General features: G+C 73.3%; 23 protein-coding genes. 9 read left to right on the forward strand and 14 right to left on the reverse strand.

Going from position 1 to position 21,115, the window contains the following annotated elements; translation table 11 throughout:
* Positions 1 to 76 precede the first annotated feature (76 nt).
* Positions 77 to 310, forward strand: coding sequence for a ribbon-helix-helix domain-containing protein (locus HHX40_RS15650; protein WP_117410272.1), 234 nt, complete (start codon positions 77 to 79; stop codon positions 308 to 310).
* Positions 307 to 756 (forward strand): hypothetical protein, encoded by a 450-nt coding sequence (locus HHX40_RS15655; RefSeq protein ID WP_117410271.1) that lies wholly within the window; start codon positions 307 to 309, stop codon positions 754 to 756. Before HHX40_RS15650 ends, HHX40_RS15655 begins: the two co-directional genes overlap by 4 nt.
* Here the strand turns inward: HHX40_RS15655 and HHX40_RS15660 are convergent.
* The 4 genes from HHX40_RS15660 to HHX40_RS15675 are packed head-to-tail and all read right to left on the reverse strand — an operon-like array spanning position 753 to position 3,850.
* Positions 753 to 1,349 (reverse strand): response regulator, encoded by a 597-nt coding sequence (locus tag HHX40_RS15660; protein ID WP_182881139.1) that lies wholly within the window; start codon positions 1,347 to 1,349, stop codon positions 753 to 755. The two genes, HHX40_RS15655 and HHX40_RS15660, sit on opposite strands and share 4 nt — an antisense overlap.
* Positions 1,349 to 2,446, reverse strand: a complete 1,098-nt coding sequence (locus tag HHX40_RS15665) for a sensor histidine kinase (protein WP_182881140.1) — start codon at positions 2,444 to 2,446, stop codon at positions 1,349 to 1,351. Before HHX40_RS15665 ends, HHX40_RS15660 begins: the two co-directional genes overlap by 1 nt.
* A gap of 4 nt (positions 2,447 to 2,450) precedes the next feature.
* Positions 2,451 to 3,140, reverse strand: coding sequence for an ABC transporter permease (locus HHX40_RS15670; RefSeq protein ID WP_182881141.1), 690 nt, complete (start codon positions 3,138 to 3,140; stop codon positions 2,451 to 2,453).
* A complete protein-coding gene (locus HHX40_RS15675; RefSeq protein ID WP_182881142.1) occupies positions 3,137 to 3,850 on the reverse strand; it encodes an ABC transporter ATP-binding protein in 714 nt (237 codons plus the stop codon). The genes HHX40_RS15670 and HHX40_RS15675 overlap by 4 nt, the downstream gene beginning before the upstream one ends.
* 169 nt (positions 3,851 to 4,019) lie before the next feature.
* Between HHX40_RS15675 and ligD the strand changes: the two genes are divergently transcribed.
* The gene (gene ligD / locus HHX40_RS15680) at positions 4,020 to 4,985 is read left to right on the forward strand and encodes a non-homologous end-joining DNA ligase (RefSeq protein WP_182881143.1); all 966 of its coding nucleotides are present in this window, start codon (positions 4,020 to 4,022) and stop codon (positions 4,983 to 4,985) included.
* 6 nt (positions 4,986 to 4,991) lie between these two features.
* Here ligD and HHX40_RS15685 read toward each other — a convergent pair whose 3' ends face one another.
* The 3 genes from HHX40_RS15685 to HHX40_RS15695 all read right to left on the reverse strand — a co-directional run bounded on the left by HHX40_RS15685 (position 4,992) and on the right by HHX40_RS15695 (position 6,954).
* Positions 4,992 to 5,498 (reverse strand): DUF2716 domain-containing protein, encoded by a 507-nt coding sequence (locus tag HHX40_RS15685; RefSeq protein ID WP_220499127.1) that lies wholly within the window; start codon positions 5,496 to 5,498, stop codon positions 4,992 to 4,994.
* A gap of 189 nt (positions 5,499 to 5,687) precedes the next feature.
* Positions 5,688 to 6,734, reverse strand: coding sequence for a hypothetical protein (locus HHX40_RS15690; protein WP_182881144.1), 1,047 nt, complete (start codon positions 6,732 to 6,734; stop codon positions 5,688 to 5,690).
* Positions 6,721 to 6,954: a hypothetical protein gene (locus HHX40_RS15695; RefSeq protein ID WP_182881145.1), complete on the reverse strand. Its 234-nt coding sequence runs from the start codon at positions 6,952 to 6,954 to the stop codon at positions 6,721 to 6,723. The genes HHX40_RS15690 and HHX40_RS15695 overlap by 14 nt, the downstream gene beginning before the upstream one ends.
* A gap of 179 nt (positions 6,955 to 7,133) precedes the next feature.
* Between HHX40_RS15695 and HHX40_RS15700 the strand changes: the two genes are divergently transcribed.
* From HHX40_RS15700 to HHX40_RS15710, 3 genes are all read left to right on the forward strand, one after another.
* Positions 7,134 to 8,366, forward strand: a complete 1,233-nt coding sequence (locus HHX40_RS15700; protein ID WP_182881146.1) for a sensor histidine kinase — start codon at positions 7,134 to 7,136, stop codon at positions 8,364 to 8,366.
* Complete coding sequence (locus HHX40_RS15705) at positions 8,363 to 9,052, forward strand: response regulator (RefSeq protein ID WP_117408212.1); 690 nt, start codon at positions 8,363 to 8,365, stop codon at positions 9,050 to 9,052. Before HHX40_RS15700 ends, HHX40_RS15705 begins: the two co-directional genes overlap by 4 nt.
* An 88-nt stretch (positions 9,053 to 9,140) precedes the next feature.
* Positions 9,141 to 10,190 (forward strand): glucose 1-dehydrogenase, encoded by a 1,050-nt coding sequence (locus HHX40_RS15710; RefSeq protein WP_182881147.1) that lies wholly within the window; start codon positions 9,141 to 9,143, stop codon positions 10,188 to 10,190.
* A gap of 3 nt (positions 10,191 to 10,193) precedes the next feature.
* Here the strand turns inward: HHX40_RS15710 and HHX40_RS15715 are convergent, their stop codons facing one another.
* Entirely contained in the window at positions 10,194 to 11,246 is a 1,053-nt protein-coding gene (locus tag HHX40_RS15715; protein ID WP_310738125.1) for a polyprenyl synthetase family protein, read from the reverse strand.
* Positions 11,247 to 11,345: 99 nt separating this feature from the next.
* Here HHX40_RS15715 and HHX40_RS15720 point away from each other — a divergent pair, with 99 nt between their 5' ends.
* The gene (locus tag HHX40_RS15720; RefSeq protein ID WP_182881300.1) at positions 11,346 to 12,305 is read left to right on the forward strand and encodes an aldo/keto reductase; all 960 of its coding nucleotides are present in this window, start codon (positions 11,346 to 11,348) and stop codon (positions 12,303 to 12,305) included.
* 22 nt (positions 12,306 to 12,327) lie between these two features.
* Here HHX40_RS15720 and HHX40_RS15725 read toward each other — a convergent pair whose 3' ends face one another.
* The 3 genes from HHX40_RS15725 to HHX40_RS15735 form a co-directional block, all read right to left on the reverse strand.
* Positions 12,328 to 13,131, reverse strand: a complete 804-nt coding sequence (locus tag HHX40_RS15725) for an NAD-dependent protein deacetylase (RefSeq protein WP_220499210.1) — start codon at positions 13,129 to 13,131, stop codon at positions 12,328 to 12,330.
* 127 nt (positions 13,132 to 13,258) lie between these two features.
* Complete coding sequence (locus tag HHX40_RS15730) at positions 13,259 to 13,810, reverse strand: YceI family protein (protein WP_182881148.1); 552 nt, start codon at positions 13,808 to 13,810, stop codon at positions 13,259 to 13,261.
* Positions 13,811 to 13,926: 116 nt separating this feature from the next.
* Positions 13,927 to 14,796, reverse strand: coding sequence for a universal stress protein (locus HHX40_RS15735; protein WP_182881149.1), 870 nt, complete (start codon positions 14,794 to 14,796; stop codon positions 13,927 to 13,929).
* A gap of 399 nt (positions 14,797 to 15,195) precedes the next feature.
* Between HHX40_RS15735 and HHX40_RS15740 the strand changes: the two genes are divergently transcribed.
* Complete coding sequence (locus HHX40_RS15740; protein WP_220499128.1) at positions 15,196 to 16,101, forward strand: hypothetical protein; 906 nt, start codon at positions 15,196 to 15,198, stop codon at positions 16,099 to 16,101.
* Between the two features lie 80 nt (positions 16,102 to 16,181).
* Here HHX40_RS15740 and HHX40_RS15745 read toward each other — a convergent pair whose 3' ends face one another.
* The 3 genes from HHX40_RS15745 to HHX40_RS15755 form a co-directional block, all read right to left on the reverse strand.
* Positions 16,182 to 18,893: an arabinofuranosidase catalytic domain-containing protein gene (locus HHX40_RS15745; RefSeq protein ID WP_220499129.1), complete on the reverse strand. Its 2,712-nt coding sequence runs from the start codon at positions 18,891 to 18,893 to the stop codon at positions 16,182 to 16,184.
* A gap of 240 nt (positions 18,894 to 19,133) precedes the next feature.
* Positions 19,134 to 19,763 (reverse strand): MBL fold metallo-hydrolase, encoded by a 630-nt coding sequence (locus HHX40_RS15750; RefSeq protein WP_182881151.1) that lies wholly within the window; start codon positions 19,761 to 19,763, stop codon positions 19,134 to 19,136.
* A 105-nt stretch (positions 19,764 to 19,868) separates the two neighbouring features.
* Positions 19,869 to 20,354 (reverse strand): HPP family protein, encoded by a 486-nt coding sequence (locus HHX40_RS15755; RefSeq protein ID WP_117408197.1) that lies wholly within the window; start codon positions 20,352 to 20,354, stop codon positions 19,869 to 19,871.
* A 167-nt stretch (positions 20,355 to 20,521) separates the two neighbouring features.
* Between HHX40_RS15755 and HHX40_RS15760 the strand changes: the two genes are divergently transcribed.
* The gene (locus tag HHX40_RS15760; protein WP_182881152.1) at positions 20,522 to 21,112 is read left to right on the forward strand and encodes a CBS domain-containing protein; all 591 of its coding nucleotides are present in this window, start codon (positions 20,522 to 20,524) and stop codon (positions 21,110 to 21,112) included.
* Positions 21,113 to 21,115: the final 3 nt, after the last annotated feature.

Below are 21,115 nucleotides of genomic sequence, written 5' to 3' on the forward strand. Positions count from 1 at the left end.
GCCGCCCGGGGATCGGCTGCCGCTCTTCCCGTGAACCGGTGGACCTTCGGCGGTATGACTGAGTAACCTTCCGAGTATGACCAAGAAGATTACGATCTCTTTGCCGGACGAACTGGCCGACGAGGCGCAGGCGTCCGGCAACGCCTCGGCCTACATCGCCGCGGCGCTGCGCGAGCGGCGGCGCGTCCAGGGTGACCTGGCCATCATGGCCGATTTATGGGGGCCGGGCTGGCAGGACGGGATCACCGACGACGACAGCGCCCGCGCGGCCCGCCTCATGGGCGGGGACGCCAAGGCGGACGCCGCGTGACCGACCCCGTCCCACCGGCCGGCGTCCTGTCCGGCCACGTGCTGGACCTCGACGCCGTCGTCCACCTGATCGAGGGCAAGAGCATGTACGGCAGGGCGGTCGTGCGGCAGTCCTCGGCGCACGGCGTCACCCTCCTCGTGCCCGCGCTCGCCGTCCAGGTCCTCTCGCTGGGCCCGATCCAGCCCCGCCTCGAACGCTTCCTGCGCATGTCGATGGTCGTCACCGGCGCGCTGTCGCCCGACGACGCCGTCGAGGGCGGGCCGTACGCGCAGGCGATCAGGGCGAGCCTGCGCCGGCACCGGCCCGCGGCGGCCGACGCGCGCCTGACCGACGTGCTCGTGGCCGCCCATGCCGTCGTCCACGCCACCCGCCGCGACTGGCGGATCATCACCCCGTCCCCCTACCTGTACGAGGGCCTCGACGTCCGCCTGGAGATCCTCCCCTAGATGAGCCCTCGCTCCATGGCCACGACGACGGCCGCGGCCCTGCTGTCGACGCCGAGCTTGGCGAAGACGTGCTTGAGATGCGTCTTCACCGTCGTCTCGCTGATCAGCAGGGTCCTGGCGATCTCCTTGTTCGCCGAGCCCCGCGCCACCAGGCGCAGCACCTCCAGCTCGCGCGGGCTCGGCTCCTGGGCCCCGGGCCTACTCAGCAGGGCGGACGCGACCGACGGCGCCAGGACCGCGCCGCCGGCGGCGGCCGTACGGACCGCTCTGTGCAGCTCCTCGCGCGGCGCGTCCTTCAGCAGGTAGCCCGCCACCCCGGCGGCCATGGCCCGCGCCACGTCCGCGTCCGTGTCGTACGTGGTCAGCACGACCACCTTGATCTCCGGGTGGTCCGCCCGGAGCCGCCGGATCGCCCCGACGCCGTCCAGGCCGGGCATGCGAAGGTCCATCAGCACCACGTGCGGCCGCGCCCGCCTGGCCATGGCCAGCGCCTCGAACCCGTCGGACGCCTCCGCCACCACCTCGATGTCCGCCACGTGGTCGAACATCCCACGCAGTCCGTCGCGGACCACGGGATGGTCATCGACGATCATCAGTTTGAGGGGATCCGCAGGCACAGCGCCGTCCCCTCTCCCGGTGCGGACTCCACGGTCAGCGTTCCCCCGACGCCGCCGGCCCGCTCCCGCATGGCCGCCAGCCCGTACCCCGCGCCGGGCGCGTCCGGGTCGAAACCCACCCCGTCGTCGAACACGTCCAGCGTCACCTCGTCGTCCATGTAGGTCAGCGTGATCGCGACCCTGCCCGCCCGGGCGTGCCTGGCCGCGTTCGACAGCCCTTCCTGCGCCGCCCGCAGCAGCGTCGTCTGCACCTCGCCGGGCAGCGGCCGGGGCGTCCCCTCCACCGACACGGCCGCCGCCACCCCCGACGTCCGCGACCACCGCGCGGCCACCTCCGCGAGCGCCGCCTCGGGACCCGCGCCGGCGAGAGGGCCCGGCCGCAGCGCGTCGACCGAGCGCCGCGCCTCCTGCAGATTGTCTCGCGCCAGCTCCTTGGCCAGCGCGATCCGCTTCCGCACGGCGCCCAGGTCGGGCATCGCCTGCTCGGCCGCCTCCAGCTGGGTGACGATGCCGCTCAGCCCCTGGGCGAGGGTGTCGTGGATCTCCCTGGCCAGCCTCGCCCGCTCCTCCAGCACCCCGACCGTCCGGTTCTGCGCGCTCTGCCGGGACACGTAGTCGACGAACAGCCCGATCGCCACGACGAGGCCCGAACTGCCGACGAGCCGCCACAGGACGCCGGGCTCGTCCAGATAGCCTCTGGCGGCGAACGTGCTGAGGACCGTCGCCACCGCGCCCACGTAGGACCAGGGGCTCGCCAGCATCAGATACGGCTGGGGCATCAGCCCGAAGACGACGACGTCGAAGGACCGGTCCCGCGACACCAGCGCGAGGTAGAGCGCGCCGACGACCGCCAGGTGGAACGCCATGGGGTTCAGCCGCCCGAGCAGCCCCGGCCGCCGTACGACGAAGAAGCCGTGCCAGCCCGCCATGAGCGCGACGATTCCCAGCGTGAGCGGGCCGGGGCCGGTGCCCTCGCCCGTGCCGTCCCCGTACGAGAGGATCAGCCCGAGCGCCAGGCAGGCGTAGTACAGCACGTGGAAGGCGCGCGACCAGCGCGCCTCCCAGACGTTCACGTCCTCACTCCCATCGGAACAGCGCCGCGCCGGTGGCCGTGGCCGCCACGATTATCCCGGCCAGGATCAGCAGGGGGAAGGGCGCGGCGGCGCCGGACCAGGCGCCTCCCAGGGCCTCCACGGCAGGGGTCAGGGGCAGGAAGTCGCCGATCTGACGCAGCGAGCCGGGCAGGGCCTTCCTGGGCACGGCCGCGCCGGACAGGAAGATCATGGGGAACATGACCAGCATGCCGATCAGGCTCGCGCCTCTGGTGTTGCGCACGACCGCGGCGATCACGAAGCCCAGCGCGCAGGCCATCACCGAGCAGAGCAGGAAGGCCGCGGTCAGCATGAGGACGTCGCCGGGCGCCCGCGCGCCGAACACCGCGACCGTCACGACCACCAGCAGCGCGGAGCCCGCCAGGCCCGCGGCGACCTGTGACACCAGCTGGGCGCCAAGCAGCAGGACCGGGGAGATCGGCGTGGTGGCCAGCCGCTTGAGCACCTTGCGCTCGCGGTACGAGGCCAGCAGGCCCGGCAGCGCGCCCATCCCGCCGATGGCGGCGATCATCGCGAGGTAGCCGGGGACCGCGCCGCCGTCGCCGCGTTTCAGCACCAGCAGCATGAGAGGGAAGGCCACCATGAAGAACAACGAGGCGGGGTCGCGCGACAGCAGCCTGAGCTCGGCGGCCGTCAGAGCCGTGAACGCCTTCATCGGTCCGCTCCCTCCAGGGCGAGGTAGGCCTCTTCCAGCGAGGCGGTTCCGGTCCGGGCGACGAGCTCGCCCGTGGTGCCCGTCGCCGCCACCCGGCCGCGGGCGAAGACGGCGACCCTGTCGCAGAGCGCCTCGATCTCGTCGAAGTAGTGGCTGACCAGCACCACGGTGGTGCCCGCCGCCTTCAGGTCGCCGATCAGCCGCCAGGTCTCGCGGCGCGCGATCGGGTCGAGGCCCGTGGTCAGCTCGTCGAGCACGACCATCTCCGGGTCGCCGACCAGGGCCAGCGCGAGCATCAGCCGCTGTCTCTGACCGCCCGACAGGTCGCCGAACGCCTTCCTCGCCAGCGGCCGCAGGCCCCAGCGCTCCATCACCCGCCGCCAGTCGGACGCGTCCCGGTAGAAGGCGCCGAACATGCGCAACGCCTCGGCCACCTTGATCCGCTCCGGCAGGGAGCTGTCCTGCAGTTGCACGCCGAGGCGGTGAGCCAGGGCCCGCCGCCTGCGCGCCGGATCCTCGCCGAGTACCCGGACCGTGCCCGCGTCGGCTCGCCTGAGCCCGATCAGGCACTCGACGGTCGTGGTCTTTCCGGCGCCGTTGTGGCCGATGATCCCGAACGTCTCACCGGCCCGGACCGTGAACGTCACCCCGTCCACGGCGCGGGTGTCCCCGTAGGACTTGCGGAGGTCTGTCACCTCGATGGCTTCCATGCCTCAAGGTTCGGGGCGGCGCCGATCACGCGGCATCACCCGGCACGTCGCCCCGCATCACCCGTTCGGAGGATGGCGGTGCGCGCAGGCGACGGCGTCCTGCCCTGCCGGTCGCATGTCAGCGCAGGTCAGGGGGGTATCCGGAGACCGGCCGGGGTACCAGCGGGGCATGGCCGCCCTTCCGGCGTACGCGCCGATGATGGCCCGGCTCGGGCCACTGCCCGAGCCGCAGGGCGACTACGCGCACGAGATGAAGTGGGACGGGGTCCGCGCCCTCGGGTACGTCGAGGACGGGACGCTCCGGCTCGTCTCCCGCAACGGCAGGGACATCACCCCCGCCTACCCTGAGATCGCCGGGCTGGCCGGCGCGACCGGCGGGCGGGCGATCGTGCTCGACGGGGAGATCGTCGCCTTCGACGAACGGGGCAGGCCCTCGTTCGAGGCGCTCCAGCCGCGCATGCACCAGCGCGACCCGCTCAAAGTCAGGCATCTGGTGGTCACCACGCCCGTGACGTACCTGCTGTTCGACGTGCTGCACGTCGGCGCGGGCACCATGACCAGAGCGGCCTACACGGAACGGCGGCGCGTCCTGGAGGACCTCGTGCGCGCCGGGCGCCACTGGGCCATCCCGCCCTACTACTCCGGCGGCGGGGAGCACGCGCTGGCCGACTCCCGCCGCCTGGGGCTGGAGGGCGTCGTCGCCAAACGGCTCGTCTCCGCCTACCTGCCCGGCCGCCGCTCCCCCGACTGGGTTAAGGTCAAGAACGTCCGCACCCAGGAGGTCGTGGTCGGCGGCTGGCGGCCCGGGGAGGGGCGCCGCGCCGACACGATCGGCTCGCTGCTGGTGGGCGTGAACGACGGCGGCCTCCTCCGGTACGCCGGCAGCGTCGGCACCGGCTTCACCGACGAGGCGCTGCGGCGGCTCGGCGAGCGCCTCGCGCCGCTGCGGCGGGACACGCCCCCGTTCTCCGGCATCACCCGCGAGGAGGCCAGAGGTTGTGGCTGGGTGGAGCCGGTGCTGGTCGGCGAGGTGCAGTTCGCCGAGTGGACCGGCGAGGGACGGCTGCGCCACCCCTCCTGGCGGGGCCTGCGCGACGACAAGGACCCCGGCGAGGTCGTCCGCTCCGATGGATGAGAGGGGTCATGGTTTGGCGCGTTTGATCGGCAGCCATGAGGTCAGGAGCGGCGCCAAGGTGTTGACCAGCGGGTCGCCGAAGACGCACAGGGTCTGTTCCCACGGGTGGCCGAAGGTGCCGGTCGTCATGTCCTCGGACAGGAAGACGTAGTAGTCCCCATTGGGGAAGATCTCCACCGGCCAGCCTGGTTCGGGGTCGAGGGCCTGGCGGTGGGGCCAGAACCACCAGCTGGGGTGCTGCCAGTCGAGCACGAGCAGCCGTTGCGAGGCGGGGAAGGCACGGGTCATGGCGAGCAGGCCGAGCGCGTTGACGGCGTCGTCGGCGGCGGCGAACTGGGCCGGCTCGCCGGCGAAGACGGGGGCCAGGTCGACGGTCACCGACGGGATCGGCTCCCTGATCGCGGCTTGGTCGTTCTGCTCGTAGCCGGGCCGGAAGCCGAACCGGGCGTCGAAGGGCGCCCAGAAGTCGTCGTAGCGTTCCGGCTCGATCTGCTGCCAGGCGGGGGCGGTCACGAAATGACGGTAAGTGCTGGCCCAGCATCGCGACACGCCTGACGATCCGATCCCGGTCGCCATCGAGGCCTCACGCGGGCTGCTGGTGGCCTGCCCGCGCACGGACGCCGCACCCGACCGATACCCGCCCACTCCTTCCTGCGATCACCGTTAGCTCCTTGTTTATTGCGGAGGGGCGGCACGCCGGGCTCACCGGCCCGGGCCCACACCCGGGTCCGCATCGGGGTCCACGGTGCCGCGCGGCCGCGTCGCGAGCACGCCGAGCAGCACCGCGCCGGTGAGGAAGGCGACGTTGTGCGCGTACTTCGCGACCGGCGCGACATTACCCAGCGGCACCACGAAGAACCCGACGACCGTGCGCGCGGTCATGGCTCCGGCGGCGAGCGCGGCGGCGTGGCGGCAGGTCCACGCCGGTGAGCGGGCGAGCCGTCCGGCCGCGGCGGCGGTCAGGGCGAGCAGGGCGAGCCCGCCCGCGACCCCGGCCCAGGTCGCGGGCAGGAGGTCGAAGGCGAGGCCCGCCACCAGGCCGGCCGCGGCGACGGCGACCGGCCGGGGCGGGCGCCGGGGCGGCACGTCAGGAGCAGGGGAACCAGGGCGGCGCCGGGCGCGGACCGTACGGAGAAGCGCGAGCAGCGCCAGCAGCGCGGCGACGGCCAGCGCGCTCCCGATCTGGGCCGCCGAGGCGTGGTCGGACTCGGTCCGCAGATGGTCGGTCAGCACCAACGTCGCCGCCGCGAGGTACAGCGCCACGGCGGCGGCCAGCCCGGGCGCGCGCAGCCAGGGCGTACGCGATAACCGGGGGGCCAGCGCCTCGGTCAGCGCGATCGGCACGCCGAAGCTCCAGATCGCGTGGCCCCCGACGAAGGCCAGCGCGGTGTGGGCCGCCAGCCCCAGAGGCTCGACGTACGTCGGGCGGATCATCTCCTCCCAGTACGGAATGTCCCGGTAGCCCTCGCTGAACAGGGACTGGTCGATGACGCCCGCCTGCAGCACGCCGAAGGCGGCCGCGAGGGCGAGGATCTCCGGCCAGCGCAGCCCCAGCCTGCGGGCCGTCTCACGGATCAGCAACGCGGGCGCGCCGTACAGCGGACTGAAGATCACCAGGCTGGCGATCAGCACGAACGGATCGCCCGTGCTGTCGTCGTAGCCCGCGAGGTACTCGGCGCACATCGGCGAGAGCACCATCAGCCCGGCCGCGAGCGACCAGCGGGCCCGGCGCGCGTCAGGCGTTCTCATCGCGCCTCCTCGCGGCGGCGAACACGACGGCGCCGGCGACCGCGACGAGCAGGTTCGCGTACACCTCGTAGCCGGTCAGGAAGGCGAGGCGCGGGATGACCTGACGGTTGAAGACGTTGAGGATCGCTCCGTTGAACGGCTGCACGGCCAGACGGTCGATGGTGCCGCTGACTCCCACGGCGACCAGGAACGCCCCGGCCAGCTGGATGACCTTGCGCATGACGCCGACGCTAGGGACCGGCGGGACCGCCGGGCATCGGGCGTCGGCATCCCTCCGTCCGGCGAAGGTCGCCGGCGCGCGGCGTGCTCTCCGACCGAAGTCGGACGTCCCCCGACTTCGGTATCGACTTCGCGCCACCGCGTGGGCGCGCCTCCCTCGAAGCCGTACGCTGCGGCCGTATGGAAGCTCCCGCCACCCCCCGGCGTCGGCGGACCCGGCGTGACTGGCTCGTGGACACGGCGATGTTCCTGCTCGCCGCGGCGTTCGCGCTCCTCATGTCGGCGGAGCGCCTCGGCACCGCGCCACTGCCGCCCGGGTGGCTGTTCCCCCTCGACCAGGTCGCGGGCGCGCTCGGCTGCGCCGCGCTGTGGCTGCGCCGCCGGTGGCCGGTCGGGCTCGCGGTGACGCTCGTCGCGCTGTCGGCCGTCTTCGAGATGGTCGCGGGCCCGATGCTGGCCGCGCTCTTCTCGGTCGCGGTCCACCGGCGTCCCCGGACCTCCGGCGTGGTGTTCGCGCTCAGCGTGCTGGCCGCGGTCGTGTTCACGTGGTTGCGCCCCGAGCCGGGCACGCCGCCGCTCGCGATGTTCATGCTGGGCCTGGCCCTGCAGGGTGCGGCGGCGGGCTGGGGGCTGTTCGTCCACCACCGGCGGCGGCTGGTGCTGGCGCAGCGCGACCGCGCGGCCCGGATGGAGACGGAGGCGAGGCTGCGGGCCGAGCAGGCGCAGCACCTGGTCCGCGAGGCCATCGCCCGGGAGATGCACGACGTGCTCGGGCACCGGCTGTCCCTGCTGAGCGTGCACGCGGGAGCGCTGGAGTTCAACCCCGGCGCCGACCCCGCCGACGTCGCCCGCGCGGCGCGGGTGATCAGGGAGAGCGCCCACCAGGCACTGCAGGACCTGCGCGAGGTCATCGGTGTGCTGCGCGCCCCAACCGGCGGCACACCAGGCGGCACATCAGGCGACCCGTCCGGCGAACGGTCCGCGCCCACGCGGCCCGTCCTGCCCGGGCTGGCCGATCTGGACCGGCTTGTCGCGGAGTCGGGCGAGGCCGGCATGCGGGTGCGGCTGCGCGACGAACTCGGCGGGCAATCCCGGGAGGCCGTCCCCGACCGGACGGGCCGCACCGCGTACCGGGTCGTGCAGGAGGCGCTCACCAACGCGCGCAGGCACGCGCCGGGGGCGGAGGTCCGCCTGCGGCTGGCGGGGGCGCCCGGCGACTGCCTGACGATCGAGGTGGTCAACGACATCCCCGGGGCCGGCCGGCCGGAGACCGAAGGGGGTCACGGGCTCATCGGCCTGGCCGAGCGGGTCACCCTGGCCGGGGGACGGCTGGAGCACGGGCCCGTGCGCCGGGACGGCGGCACCGGCCCAGGTGCCTGGCAGGTGCGGGTTTGGCTACCGTGGCCCGCATGATCTCGCCCGACTCCGCGCCGATCGGCGTGCTCATCGCCGACGACGACCCGCTCGTCCGGGCCGGCCTCGTGATGATGCTCGGAGGCGCGCCCGACCTCCGTGTCGTCGCCGAGGCGGGAGACGGCGCGGAGGTCCTGCCGCTGGCCCGCCGGCACCACCCCGACGTGGTGCTGATGGACATCCGGATGCCCGTCATGGACGGCCTGACGGCGACCGAGGCGCTGCGCGCCCGCGAGGGCGCCCCGGAGGTGATCGTGCTGACCACCTTCGACGCCGACGAGCACGTGCTGCGCGCCCTGCGCGCGGGGGCGGCCGGGTTCCTGCTGAAGGACACCCCACCGGACGAGATCGTCGACGCCGTCCGCCGGGTGGCCCGCGGCCATCCGGTGCTGTCCCCGGCGGTGACCCGGCGGCTCATCGCCCGGGTGGCCGAGTCGGGCCGGGACCTGCGGCGGGCGCGGGCGGAGGAACGCCTGGCGCCGCTGAACGACCGGGAACGGGAGATCGCCGTGGCGGTCGGGCAGGGCAGGCCCAACGCCGAGATCGCCGCGCTGCTCCACCTCAGCGTCCCGACCGTGAAGACGCACGTGTCGAGCATCCTCGCCAAGCTCGGGCTGAACAACCGCGTGCAGATCGCGCTGCTGGCCCACGACGCCGGGCTGCTCGACGACGTCCCGGAGAGCTGAGGACATTTTCCTTCCCCTTGGTGTTCTCATTGCCCGGCCCGGGGCGGCGCCGCAGGTGGGACGGGTGGTCCTGGGGAAGGAATGCTGCATGCGCGCGCTCACCGTCGTGCCGCGCCGGGCCGGGTCGCTGGCGCTGACCGAGGTGCCCGACCCCGTGCCCGGCCCCGGCGAACTCCTCGTCGAGAGCGTCGCCGTCGGCGTGTGCGGCACCGACAGGGAGGTCGTCTCCGGCGACTACGGATACGCCCCGCCTGGCCGGGAGCGGCTGGTCATCGGGCACGAGTCCCTCGGCCGTGTGCGGCAGGCCCCCGCCGGGTCCGGCTTCTCCCCCGGCGACCTCGTCGTGGGCCTGGTGCGCTATCCGGATCCGGTGCCGTGTGTGGCCTGCGCCCACGGCGAGCCCGACATGTGCCGCAACGGGCGGTACACCATGCGGGGATTGAAGGAACGGGACGGCTACGCGAGCGAGATGTGGTCCGTGGAGACGGACTGCGCCGTACGTCTCGACTCGGGTCTCGGCGAGTCGGGCGTGCTGCTGCAGCCGGCGTCGGTGGTCGCCAAGGCCTGGGAGCAGGTCGAGAAGATCGGGCGCCGGTCCTGGTACGAGCCGCGCCGGGTGCTGGTCACCGGCGCGGGACCGTTCGGCATGCTCGCCGCGCTCCTCGGTGTCCAGCGCGGCCTCGACGTGCATGTGTTCGACTTCGTCAAGGGCGGGCCCAAACCGGCGCTGGTCACCGACCTGGGCGCGACCTACCACACGGGCTGGATCGAGGACGTGGTGACCGGTCTCCGGCCGGACGTGGTCGTCGAGGCCTGCGGCGCGGCCGAGGTCTTCACCGGCACGATCTCGGCGATCGGTCCGTACGGGATCGTCTGCCTGACCGGGGTCACCCCCGGCTCCCGCCGGGTCACCGTGGACGTGGGCACGCTCAACCGTGAGATGGTCCTGGAGAACGCCGTGGTGATCGGGACGATCGACTCCAACTTCCGCCACTTCACCGCCGCGGCCGGCGCCCTCGCCGTGTCGAACCGCGACTGGCTCGCCCGGCTGATCTCCCGGAGGGTGCCCCTGGACCGCTACGCGGACGCGTACGAGAGGCGGGAGAACGAAGTCAAGGTCGTGCTCACCTTCGGCTGAACCTCAGCGGTCGCGGTCGGCGGTCAGCCGGGCCAGCGCCTCCAGCCCCGCGGCGGCCTCCGGCGTCAGCCCCGCCGCCCGCAGCGACTCCAGCGCCTCGGCCAGCAGGCCGTCCACCCGGGCGAGGCTCCAGGCGCGCCCGCCCGCCTCCTCCACCAGCCGCGCCGCCCGCGCCAGGTCGGGCTCCGCGACGGGACGGCGGTACAGGGCGGCGAGCGCGGCGCCCGCCGGGGTGCCCGAGGCCAGCGCGGCGACGACCGGCAGGGACTTCTTCCGGTTACGCAGATCGGAATACACCGCCTTGCCGGTGGCCGCCGGGTCGCCCCAGATGCCGAGCAGGTCGTCCACGATCTGGAAGGCCAGCCCCACGCGCTCGCCGTACGCCTTCAGCAGCACGGACTGATCGGGGGTGGCGCCGCCGTACAGCGCGCCGAGGGCGCAGGCACACCGGAAGAGGGCCGCGGTCTTGCCCTCCGCCATCCGCACACACGCCTCCAGGCCCACCTCGGCGCGCTCCTCGAAGTCGAGATCGGCGCTCTGGCCGTCCAGCAGCGACTGCACGTGCCCGGCCAGCACCGGCACTCCGTCCGTCCTGCCGTCTGCCGCGCAGTCCGGCCCCCCGTCCGTTCCGGTGGCGAGCACGGCGAACGCCAGCGCCAGCAGCGAGTCGCCCGCCAGGATCGCCTGGGCGCGTCCGAACACGGCCCAGGCGGTGGGCCGGTGCCGGCGGACCCGGTCGCCGTCCATCACGTCGTCGTGGATCAGCGAGAAGTTGTGCACCAGTTCCACCGCCACGGCGGCGGGCAGCGCCGCCGTGGCCTCTCCCCCGGCTCCCTCGGCCGCCAGCAGCGTGAACGCCGGCCGCAGCGCCTTGCCGCCGCCCGCGCCGCCGACCGGCCGCTCCCGGGCGTCCCACCAGCCGAAGTGATACCCGGCCACGCGGCGCATCGAGTGCGGCAGCGTGCCCACCGTGCGGCGCAGCGCGGGATCGAGCAGGTCGCGCGTGCGGGTGAGCACGTCCGCGGCGTACGGACGCGCCACCACCGGTTCCGTCACGCTCCCACCGCCTCTGGCTCGGGTGCATCGTCGGACAGGCCGGGGCCTGTCGGCGTACCCGATCGCGGGGGTCCACTAACGTGGGGCGTCGTGTACGAGATGCTCCGCCGGCCGCTGGGCCGCAGCCGCCTCCAGGTCACCCCGATGGGTCTCGGGCTCGCGGCGCTCGGGCGCCCCGCGTACATCACGCTCGGGCGCGAGGAGGACCTCGGGCCCGGCCGGGACGTCGCGGCGATGCGGGCGCGCACCTGGGAGGTGCTGGACGCCGCCTGGGCGGCCGGTGTGCGCTACTTCGACACCGCGCGCTCCTATGGACGCGCCGAGGAGTTCCTCGCGGGCTGGCTCGCCGACCGGGGGGTCCCCGCGCGGGAGGTCGTCGTCGGCTCCAAGTGGGGGTACGAGTACGTGGGCGGCTGGCGGATGGACGCCGACCGCCACGAGGTGAAGGACCTGTCGGCCGCCCGGCTGCGCCGCCAGCTCGGCGAGACGCGGGAACTGCTCGGGGACCACCTGTCGCTCTACCAGATCCACTCCGCCACGGTCGGCAGCGGCGTGCTCGACGACGAGGACGTGCTCGGCGAGCTGCGTGCGCTACGCGACCGGGGCGTCGCCGTCGGCCTGTCCACCACCGGGCCCGCGCAGGCGGACACGATCGACAAGGCGGTCGCGACGGGACTGTTCGACACGGTGCAGTCGACGTGGAACCTGCTGGAGCGTTCGGCGGGCGACGCCCTGGCCCGGGCGCACGCCGCCGGACTCGGCGTCATCGTCAAGGAGGGCGTGGCCAACGGCCGGCTGACGGCTCGCGGCGCGCCCCCCGCGCTGGTCCGCGCCGCCCGCGAGCGGGGCGTCACCCCGGACGCCCTCGCGCTGGCCGCCGTGCTCTCCCGCCCGTGGGCGGGCACCGTGCTGAGCGGCGCGGCCACGACCGGCCAGCTCGGCGAGAACCTCGCGGCGCTCGGCCTGATCTGGGACGACGAGGCCGAGAAGACGCTCTCCGAGCCGGCAGAGGATCCGGAGACCTACTGGGCCCGCCGCGCCGCCCTGCCCTGGAGCTGACCCCGGCGCCCGTCGTGGTCCTCTAGGCCAGGTCTCCCAGGAGGGTGGTCAGGGCCGGGCCGAGCGGGGCGTCGAAGGTCATCAGCGCCTCGCCGTCGCCCCGGGTCGGCCCCTGGTTGATGATCGCGACAGGGATCGAGCGGGCGGCGGCGTGCCGGACGAACCGGTAACCGGACATCACGGTCAGCGAGGATCCCAGGACCAGCAGCAGGCCGGCCCGCTCGGTCAGCGCGTAGCACTCCTGCACCCGCGACGGCGGGACGTTCTCGCCGAAGAACACCACGTCCGGTTTGAGCACGCCGCCGCAGCCCTCGCAGTCCACCGTACGGAACGTCTCGATCTCGGCGGTGGTCAGCACGGCGTCGCCGTCGGGGTTGATCAGCGCGGTGCGGGAGTGCCAGCCGGGGTTCTCCGCACGCAGCCGCCGGTCCAGTTCGTGGCGGGCGCCGCGGTGACCACAGCCGAGGCAGCGCACCCGGTGCAGGCTGCCGTGCAGCTCGATCACCCCGTGCGCGCCGGCGGCCTCGTGCAGGCCGTCCACGTTCTGGGTGATGACCCCGGCGACGAGCCCCCGGCGCTGCAGTTCGGCGACCGCGCGGTGACCGGCGTTGGGGGCGGCCTCCACGATGTGCCGCCAGCCCAGATGACTGCGGGCCCAGTAGCGCCGGCGGGCGGAGGCGCTGCTCACGAAGGTGTGATAGGTCATCGGGTCGGCTCTGCGCCTGCGTCCGGTCTCTCCGCGGTAGTCCGGAATGCCGGACTCGGTGGACAGGCCCGCCCCGCTGAGCACCACCACGTCGCCGTCCGCCACGAGATCGGCCAGCATGCTCCACCGCTCGCCGGTCCGCTCGGCGGTCCGCTCGGCGGTCCGCTCGCTGGCCTGCTCGGCGGTCTGCTTGATGGCTCGCGCCATTGGAAGCCGGTTCACCCCTCCATGGTGCACGATGGGCGCCTCAGCCCGGCACGAGCCGCACATCGAAGATCACCTCGACCTCGTCGCGCAGCCTGAGCGCGCCGAAGAACGCGGAGTAGGGGCGGATGCCCCACTCCGACTGCACGACGGTGGCCCGGCCGCGGGCCCGACCGCCGGCGAGCACTCCCTCGACGGCGACCGGCCGGGTCACGCCCGCGATGGTCAGGTCGCCCTCGACGCGGAACGCCCCGGGGCCGCCCCCGACACGCGTCGACCGGAACGTGATCGTGGGATGCCGGTCCGGCTTGAGGACCTTCTCCCGCATGTTCTTCTCGATCTCGACCCGGTCGGAGTCGGTGAGCGGCTTGACCCCGCCCGTGCCCTCCCTGACCCGCATCGAGGCCGTCTCGGCCTCCAGCGAGATCCGGGAGGCCGCCGGGTCGTCCGGTGCCACCACCGCCTCGCCCCGCCACCTGGTGACCTCGATCGTCAGGTCATGCCCGGCCTTCGCGCCCAGACCGGCGCGGCCGGTGAGGACCAGCAACCGCCCCGACCTGGGCCCCAGCACGTACGTGCCCGCCTCGACGTCCATGTCATCGGCATTCCCACGCTCTCGTCCGGCGATGTCGCCGCGGGTGACGGTACTCGTGGCGACCCGGCGGGAGGGATCTGCACAAGGCCGCCGCCTTTACGTTGTAGATTCTGAAATCAACGCGTCCCCTCCGGGGGCCGTACGACCGCGACGGGGCAGTGCGCGCGGTGCAGCACGGCGTGGCTGACCGAGCCGAGCAGCGCGCCGCGCACACCGCCCAGCCCCCGCGACCCGACGACGACGAGGTCGGCGACGAGCGACGCCTCGGCGAGCGCGGGAACCGGGTGCCCGAAGACCGCCGACTCGACGAGCGGGACGTCCGGGTGCTTCTCGCGCCACGGCGCCAGCCGCAGCCGGGCCGAGCGCGACTCCTCGTCGAAGACCTCGTGCATCGTCGCTATGTAGCCGGTGGCGAAGGGGGAGAAGATCGGCGCCTCCCACGCGTACACGGCGTGCACCCGGGCCCGGCGCGCCCGCGCCTCCTCGAAGGCGAACTCCAGCGCGGCCTCCGAGTGAGGCGATCCGTCGAAACCGACGACGACCTCGTGGTACTCGTCGCGGTGCGGCCGGCGTACGACCACGACGGGGACCGGAGCGTGCCCGGTCAGACCCAGGCCGACCGACCCGAGGACCAGGCCGGAGAAGCCCCCCGTCCCCCGGCTGCCGACCACGAGCGCGCCGGCCCCGGCCGACGCGGCGCGCAGCGTCTCGACGACCGTCCCCTCGGCGAGTTCCGTCGTCACCTCCAGGTCCGGGGCGACCTGACGTGCGCGCTCCGCGGCCGCGGCGAGCACCCCTTCGCAGAACTCGCCGTAGGAGTCGGCGAACCCCTCCACGGCGTGGAACGGGTACTGGTGCGCCCACGGCTCGCGTACGTGAACGATGCGCAGCGCGGCCCCCCTGCGCCGCGCGTCGTCCGCCGCCCACTCCAGCGCCGCCGTCGCGGGCTTCGATCCGTCGACGGCGGCGACGACCAGTCCGGTCATGATCCGTTTCCTCCCTGTGCTCAGCGGCTCGCGGTGCTCGGCGGCTCGCGGACGTCGTGCGGCTCGCGGGCGCGGGGACACCGCTCCCGGCGACCATCGCACCGTGTCCGCTGCCCGTCGCACAGCGGTCGAAAGTCACTTCGCCCCGGGACTTCCGCCGCCCGCCGTGCCTCCTGGGCGGCAGGCCCGCCAGACATCGCGAACTCCATGGATCGAGAGGCTTCCGGCGGGCATGCTCTCTGTCAGGAGACGTCTCGGGCGGGAGCGAGCATCGTGCCTGGCGGAATGCCGTGTGATGACAGGACCAACGCAACTCACCGGTCGCGGAGCGGAGCGCGCCTGGACGCGCCCCTGTCCGGCTCGCCGCCCTCACCCGGCCGCATCCTCCGGCGGACGCCCGTGGCAGGCACGCCCCTTTCCGGCGCGCCGTCCGCGCCCGGCCGGATCCGCCGCCGGCCGCCCGCCGTACTGGCCCCGGTGCTGGCCCCGGTGCTGGCCACGCTGGGGTTCCTCGCGGCGGCGTGCGGTACGGGCCCGGGGTCGTCCCCCGCCGCCGAATCGGGCGCCACGTCAGCCGTAACGTCCACAGGCCCGTCGTCCGGCTCGTCCCTCGCGGTGCCCTCGGCGGCCGTGACCGGCACTCCGGCTCCCTCGCCCGCCCTCGCCACCTCCTCCGGCAGCCCCCTGGTGGCAGGCCGTTACCAGCCGCTGTGGCCGTTCGCCGACGAGACGCAGGTGCGCGACTGGCAGCGGAGCTACCGCGCGGGCGGGCACCAGCCCTGGCACCTGGACGCCGGGCAGACCGCTCTCGCCTTCACCCAGGGATACCTGGGGTTCAAGGGGATCGACCAGCTGGTCGACAGCACCGTCGACGGCGCGCACGCCCGCGTCTCCGTCGGCATCCGCGGCGAGGGCGGCGGTCGTCCCGGCATCGCCTCCGTCATCCACCTGGTGAGGTTCGGCACCGGTGGCGACGCTCCCTGGGAGGTGGTGGGCACCGACGACACCACCCTCTCCCTCACCACCCCCCGGTACGGCAGCTCCGTCTCCTCCCCCGTGAAGGTCGGCGGCAGGATCACCGGCGTGGACGAGAGCGTCCGGGTGCAGGCACGCGGTGTCGGTGGCACCGGCCCGCTCGGCGAGCGCTGCTGCGTCTCGGCGGGCGGCGAGAACCGCCCCTGGTCCACCACCCTCGACTTCCGTGCCGCCCCGGGCCGGACTGTGACCATCGTCGCGAGCACCGGCGGTCACATCGCCGACGTCGAACGGTTCGCCGTGACCGGGGTACGCACCGCTCCACGTTAGGCTCCCCGGCCTCGTCGGGCCGCCGGTTCCGGTGCCCACCGTTCGCGGCGGGCACCGGAAGCGGCCGGCGATGAGTCAGGTCACCTCGCGTTGGCCGCGCCGGGCGTGGGCACGTTGGTGGTGACGAAGTCGCGGCAGAGGCTGTCGGTGTCGTTTCCGTCGGGCCAGCGGGCGTTGCTCCGTCCGGCGCCGGCGGCCGCGCCCGCCACCACCGTGATGCAGCCGCCCCCGCCCTGGTCGGCTTCCAGGACGGCGAGCTCGGGGCTGGTGATGGTCCCGTTGCCGCTCGAACTGCTCTGCTGGGATCCGTAGACGACGGCGTCGACGACCACCGCGCCGGTGCCGTCCCGCAACGCGATCGAACCGGCGCCGGTGGACAGGGCGCCTCCGAACCACTGGTCGGGCGCCGGCTGCCCCTGGTAGCCGGTCGTCGTGACCAGGGGATTCACCACGGCCGTGCCGATCTCGTGGCCGTTGTCGAGCGGACGGTCGAGGGTGATGCCGCTGCCGAGCGCCTGCACGGACACCCCGCTCGTGTGCGGCTCCTTCGTCCGCGGCGAGAAGCTGATGCCCGTCCCGCGGTCGGACACGTCGACGCCCTGCTCGTGGGCGAGCCGCAGCGGGGCGGCGAGGTCGACGCCCGTGCCGTTCGCGCCGGTGGTGCCGACGGCGGCGACGGTGACCTCCTCCTTGTTCTCGCCCGTGTCCACCGTCAGGGTGTCGCCGACCGTCATGTTGGCGTCGGCCGCGACCTTGATGTTGGTCGCGCCCGCGGGCGCCGCCGCCGACAGGGTCGTCTGCGTGGCCGCCTTGCCGACCGCGGTGACCATGGCCTGCTCGTAGTTCTCGCCCGTGTCGATGCCGATCCGGTCGCCGACCGCGAAACCGGCCGCGTTCGTGACCGGCACGTTGGACGAGCCACGGGGGATCGTGATCCACGGCCCGGTGGAGACGGGGATGAACAGCGTCGTCGCCGCGGTGGCCGCCGTCCCGACCTGCTGGACCGTACGGGTCTCCCGCCCGGAGCCGGTGTCGATGTCGACCTGCTGGCCGGCCGCGAAGCCGGTCGTGCTCCTGACGTTGACGACGGTCGCACCCTTGCTCACCGGGGCCGCCACTCCCGAGCCGGACAGGCCGAGCAGGTAGTAGTCGCCGCTCGCGAGCTTCGTCCCGGCCGGGATCCGCGCCAGGGTGGTGGCGGCCGAGCCGCTCGGGGTGTTGGTCAGGGTCCAGCCGGAGAGGTCGACCTCGGCGCCCGAGGCGTTGTAGAGCTCGACGAACTGGTCGGTCGCGTTGGTGCTGGTACGGAAGCGGACCTCGTTGATCCTGATCGGGAGGGCGCTCCGCACCGCCTGGGTGACCTCCGTGGACTGCCTGTTCCGGCCGGCGGAGTTGACGTACTTGCCCTCGCCGACCAGGAAGCCCGCGCCGGTCTCCGCCGCCGAGGTGACGGTGAAGGTGGCCCGCACGCTCTCACCCGGCTCGACCCGGCCGAACGTCGCGGATGTGTCATCGGTGCCCTTGACCCGGACGGTCCACTTCTTGGGCGCGGCCAGGCTCAGGTTGACGTTCAGCGCGGCCTCCCCCGTGGTGTTCGTGAACGTCTCGGTGACGTCCTGCGACGAGTTCGGGGTGAAGGTCGTGACCCGCGACAGGGCCAGCCGCTGCACGTCGTACCTGGCGGCGACGATGTTGGCCTGCACGGCGTCCGTCGTGGCCTCCGACGGGTAGCCCGTCGTCATCACCCCCTCGTAGAAGGTGCCGGACGAGCCGTTGCCGTTGTCGCCCCCGGTGCCCAGGAGGACGGCGCCCTTCTTGTGCATCGGGTAGTAGCTGGCGTTGGTCAGCGAGCCGGGGCGGATTCCGCTGTAGTAGGTCGTGAGGGGGCCCTCCTGCGCGTTGCCGCCGCGCAGGTCCCACTGGTTCCCGCCGCCGCCGTCGACGACGGCGGTGACGAACCGCCAGGAGTCGATGGTCGGGTCGGCCGGGTTCTGCTTCGCGTTGTATCCGGAGAACAGGCCCGCCTCCATGTCGGCCATGATCCACGGACCGGGTCCGCTGCCGCTCCCCCAGGCGGTGGCGGTGCCGAAGTAGGTGGTCTCCATGGTGCCGGTGCCCACGGCGCGGCCGTTCGTCGAGGAGTTGCCGTAGTCGAAGCAGCAGCCGCTGTCGTAGTGCTTGCCGTCGATGACGTAGTAGATGCCCTCCGGCTCGTCCCCCTTCGCGAGGCCGGTGGCGTTGTTGTTGCGATACCCCATGCCCGGCATGATGTAGGTGCCGTACACCCGGTGGCCGCCGAGCGTGATCGGCGCCATGTCCGCGATCGAGAGGGTGTCGAATCCACCGACGGCGGGGCCCCGGAAGGTGCCGGGGGGCGCCTGGTAGAGGTGGTTGCCCTTGCCGGACTGGTCGTAGATCGTGGTGATCAGGCAGACCGTGTCCTCGCAGAACGAGTCCTGCCTGTCGGCGTCGGCGTATCCGCCCGCGTCGGGGTATGCCCCGCCGACGGGGGCGACCACGCCGATGTCCCTGACCCTGTCGTCCGATGTCCGCCTGACCTGGTAGAGCGGGCCGTCGTAGGAGGCGTACAGCGCCCGGGTGGTGCTGTGGGCGGTCACACAGGGGGTGCCGCCGGCGGCGTAGATGTCACACGGGCCCTGCGGCCTGGCCGGAGGGGGCGCCGCCTGCGCCGTCGGCGCCGTCGCGAACGTGACGCCGGCCAGCGCCGTCACGATCGCCGCACCGGCGGTCAGGATTCTCCGGTGTACGGAACGGATGGGGGGTCTCACCATGTTGGATCGTTCCTCCATACATCCTGCTCGGCTTTGAAGCCGATTGTTAGCGCTAACAAATGTTTGCGCTAACATCATTAGCTGTTCTGGACGGCGGACGAGGAATGGGAGTCGGGCGCTGATCAGCAACCCAGACTATGGCACCGGGCAGAAATCACGTCAAGGTTAAGGGCGTGCTTTTCGGACGGGCCTTTTCCCCTCGTTTTCCCGCCGAAGCGGTGCCCGGCGCCCCGGGTGGGATCAGTGACCTCGGCGGATCCAGTCGTCGAGGTGGGGCTGCTCGGCGCCGATGGTCGTGCTGTCGCCGTGGCCGGTGTGCACGACGGTCTCGGGCGGCAGGGTCAGCAGGCGGTCGCGGATCGAGCCGATGATTACCCCGAAGTCGGAGAACGAACGGCCGGTGGCTCCTGGTCCGCCCTGGAACAGCGTGTCGCCGGTGAAGAGGACACCCAGGTCCGGTGCGTGGAAGCAGCAGGCGCCGGGGGCATGGCCGGGCGTGTGCAGCACTTCGAGGCGGGTCCCGGCCACCTCGATGATCTGCCCGTCGGACAGGGCGCCGTCGGGCTCCCGGTCAGGGTGGGTGAGCCGCCACAGCGGCAGGTCGGCCGGGTGCAGCAGGACGGGCGCCCCGGTGGCGCCGGCCAGGTCGGGCGCGACCCGGACATGGTCGTCGTGCGCGTGGGTGGCCAGGATCGCCAGGACCCGCCGACCGGCGATCACGTCCGTGATCGCCTTGACGTCGTGCGGCGCGTCGAACACCACGCATTCGGCGTCGTCGCCGAGCACCCACACGTTGTTGTCGACGTCGAACGTCTGGCCGTCCAGGCTGAACGTGCCCGATGTGACGGCATGGTCGATACGGGCACTCACGAGAAGATCACCACCGAGTTGCGCATGGCCCCCATTGTGCAGGATCTCGGCGGGCGGAGTCCTGGTGGGCAGGGCCTGGCGGACAGGGGCTCGGCGGGCAGGGGCTCAGTCCGCCCGCGACGGCTTGGGCGGGAGCACCGGCTCCAGCCGGAACAGTCCCGCCGACGAGTCCGCGTCCTGTGCCACGGCCACCCGTCTGCCCGCCACCGCCGCCAGCAGGTCGGTCACGGTGACGATGCCCTTCAGCATGCCGGAGGCCCCGATGACGGGCACCACGTCCACCTCCGACTCCAGCATCGCGGCCGCCACCCCGGGCAGGGGCTCGTCCGGGGACACGTGCGGGCACCTGCGCCCTCCGAGCAGCTGCCGCACCTGGGCGCTCGACTGCTCCGCCGGGCCGCCGGACCAGTGGGCGGCGATGTCCTCCCGGGTGAGCACGCCGATGATGTGGGACCCGGAGTCCACGACGGGCAGATGGTGCATCGACCCGCGGCGCATGAGCTCCCAGGCCATGAGCGGCGACTCGTCCGGCTTCACGGTCACCAGCACGCGGCTCATCACGTCGGCGGCGGTCATGGCTTCCATGGTCATCGTCGTCCACCTCCCGCGGGCGGCGCGCCCGGCTCTCTGCCGGGGCATGCGCGTCTGCCATCTCCATGGAACACCGGAACGCGCTCCGGCGCAGGTGCCGAACGTCCCGAGCCGCGGGGACCTGCGGCCCGGCGGGCACCGGCGCCGCCCAGGCGAGGATGGAGACAGTGAAGGTGGAACGGTCGACGCTCAGATGGGAGGTGGCCATGCTCGCCGGTGAGGTCATGAGCAGCCCGGTGATCACGCTGGGCCGGGGCGACACGGTCCGACGCGCGATCCGGGTGCTGTACGACCACGACATCACCGCCGCTCCCGTGCTCGGAGACCACGGCGAGCTGGTGGGGATGGTCAGCGAGATCGATTTGCTGTGCGGCGCCTTCGCGCCCGGCATGTCCGGGCCGGCCACGGTGGCGGACGTCATGTCGCGGCAGGTCAGCACGGTCGAGGAGACCACCGACACGGCGGTGCTGACCGACCTGATGATCGCGAGGAGGATCAAGAGCGTCCCGGTGCTGCGGGACGAGCGGGTCGTCGGCATGGTCAGCCGCCGGGACCTCATGGCGCTGCTGGCCAGGTCGGACGCCGAGCTTCGCGACGCGGTCCTCGCCGCGCTCCGCGAGCGCTACCCGTCCGAGACCTGGGAGGTGAGCGTGCGGAACGGGGAGATCGACCTGCGCGGCCCGGAGGGCCAGGGCCCGGAGCACGTGGCCGACCTGCTGGAGCGGGCGGTCCCCGGGGTACGGCCGGCCCGCCGCTGACAC

It is taken from the genome of Microbispora sp. H10949 (genome assembly GCF_014161435.1).
Taxonomy (GTDB): Bacteria; Actinomycetota; Actinomycetes; order Streptosporangiales; family Streptosporangiaceae; genus Microbispora; species Microbispora triticiradicis.

Bases quoted from the DNA above. Each gene is read 5' to 3' on its own strand.
- HHX40_RS15650 (WP_117410272.1), top strand. From the start codon at position 77: ATGACCAAGAAGATTACGATCTCTTTGCCGGACGAACTGGCCGACGAG.
- HHX40_RS15660 (WP_182881139.1), bottom strand. From the start codon at position 1,349: ATGATCGTCGATGACCATCCCGTGGTCCGCGACGGACTGCGTGGGATG.
- HHX40_RS15670 (WP_182881141.1), bottom strand. From the start codon at position 3,140: ATGAAGGCGTTCACGGCTCTGACGGCCGCCGAGCTCAGGCTGCTGTCG.
- HHX40_RS15675 (WP_182881142.1), bottom strand. From the start codon at position 3,850: ATGGAAGCCATCGAGGTGACAGACCTCCGCAAGTCCTACGGGGACACC.
- ligD (WP_182881143.1), top strand. From the start codon at position 4,020: ATGGCCGCCCTTCCGGCGTACGCGCCGATGATGGCCCGGCTCGGGCCA.
- HHX40_RS15690 (WP_182881144.1), bottom strand. From the start codon at position 6,734: ATGAGAACGCCTGACGCGCGCCGGGCCCGCTGGTCGCTCGCGGCCGGG.
- HHX40_RS15695 (WP_182881145.1), bottom strand. From the start codon at position 6,954: ATGCGCAAGGTCATCCAGCTGGCCGGGGCGTTCCTGGTCGCCGTGGGA.
- HHX40_RS15700 (WP_182881146.1), top strand. From the start codon at position 7,134: ATGGAAGCTCCCGCCACCCCCCGGCGTCGGCGGACCCGGCGTGACTGG.
- HHX40_RS15705 (WP_117408212.1), top strand. From the start codon at position 8,363: ATGATCTCGCCCGACTCCGCGCCGATCGGCGTGCTCATCGCCGACGAC.
- HHX40_RS15710 (WP_182881147.1), top strand. From the start codon at position 9,141: ATGCGCGCGCTCACCGTCGTGCCGCGCCGGGCCGGGTCGCTGGCGCTG.
- HHX40_RS15720 (WP_182881300.1), top strand. From the start codon at position 11,346: ATGCTCCGCCGGCCGCTGGGCCGCAGCCGCCTCCAGGTCACCCCGATG.
- HHX40_RS15725 (WP_220499210.1), bottom strand. From the start codon at position 13,131: ATGCTGGCCGATCTCGTGGCGGACGGCGACGTGGTGGTGCTCAGCGGG.
- HHX40_RS15730 (WP_182881148.1), bottom strand. From the start codon at position 13,810: ATGGACGTCGAGGCGGGCACGTACGTGCTGGGGCCCAGGTCGGGGCGG.
- HHX40_RS15735 (WP_182881149.1), bottom strand. From the start codon at position 14,796: ATGACCGGACTGGTCGTCGCCGCCGTCGACGGATCGAAGCCCGCGACG.
- HHX40_RS15745 (WP_220499129.1), bottom strand. From the start codon at position 18,893: ATGGTGAGACCCCCCATCCGTTCCGTACACCGGAGAATCCTGACCGCC.
- HHX40_RS15755 (WP_117408197.1), bottom strand. From the start codon at position 20,354: ATGACCATGGAAGCCATGACCGCCGCCGACGTGATGAGCCGCGTGCTG.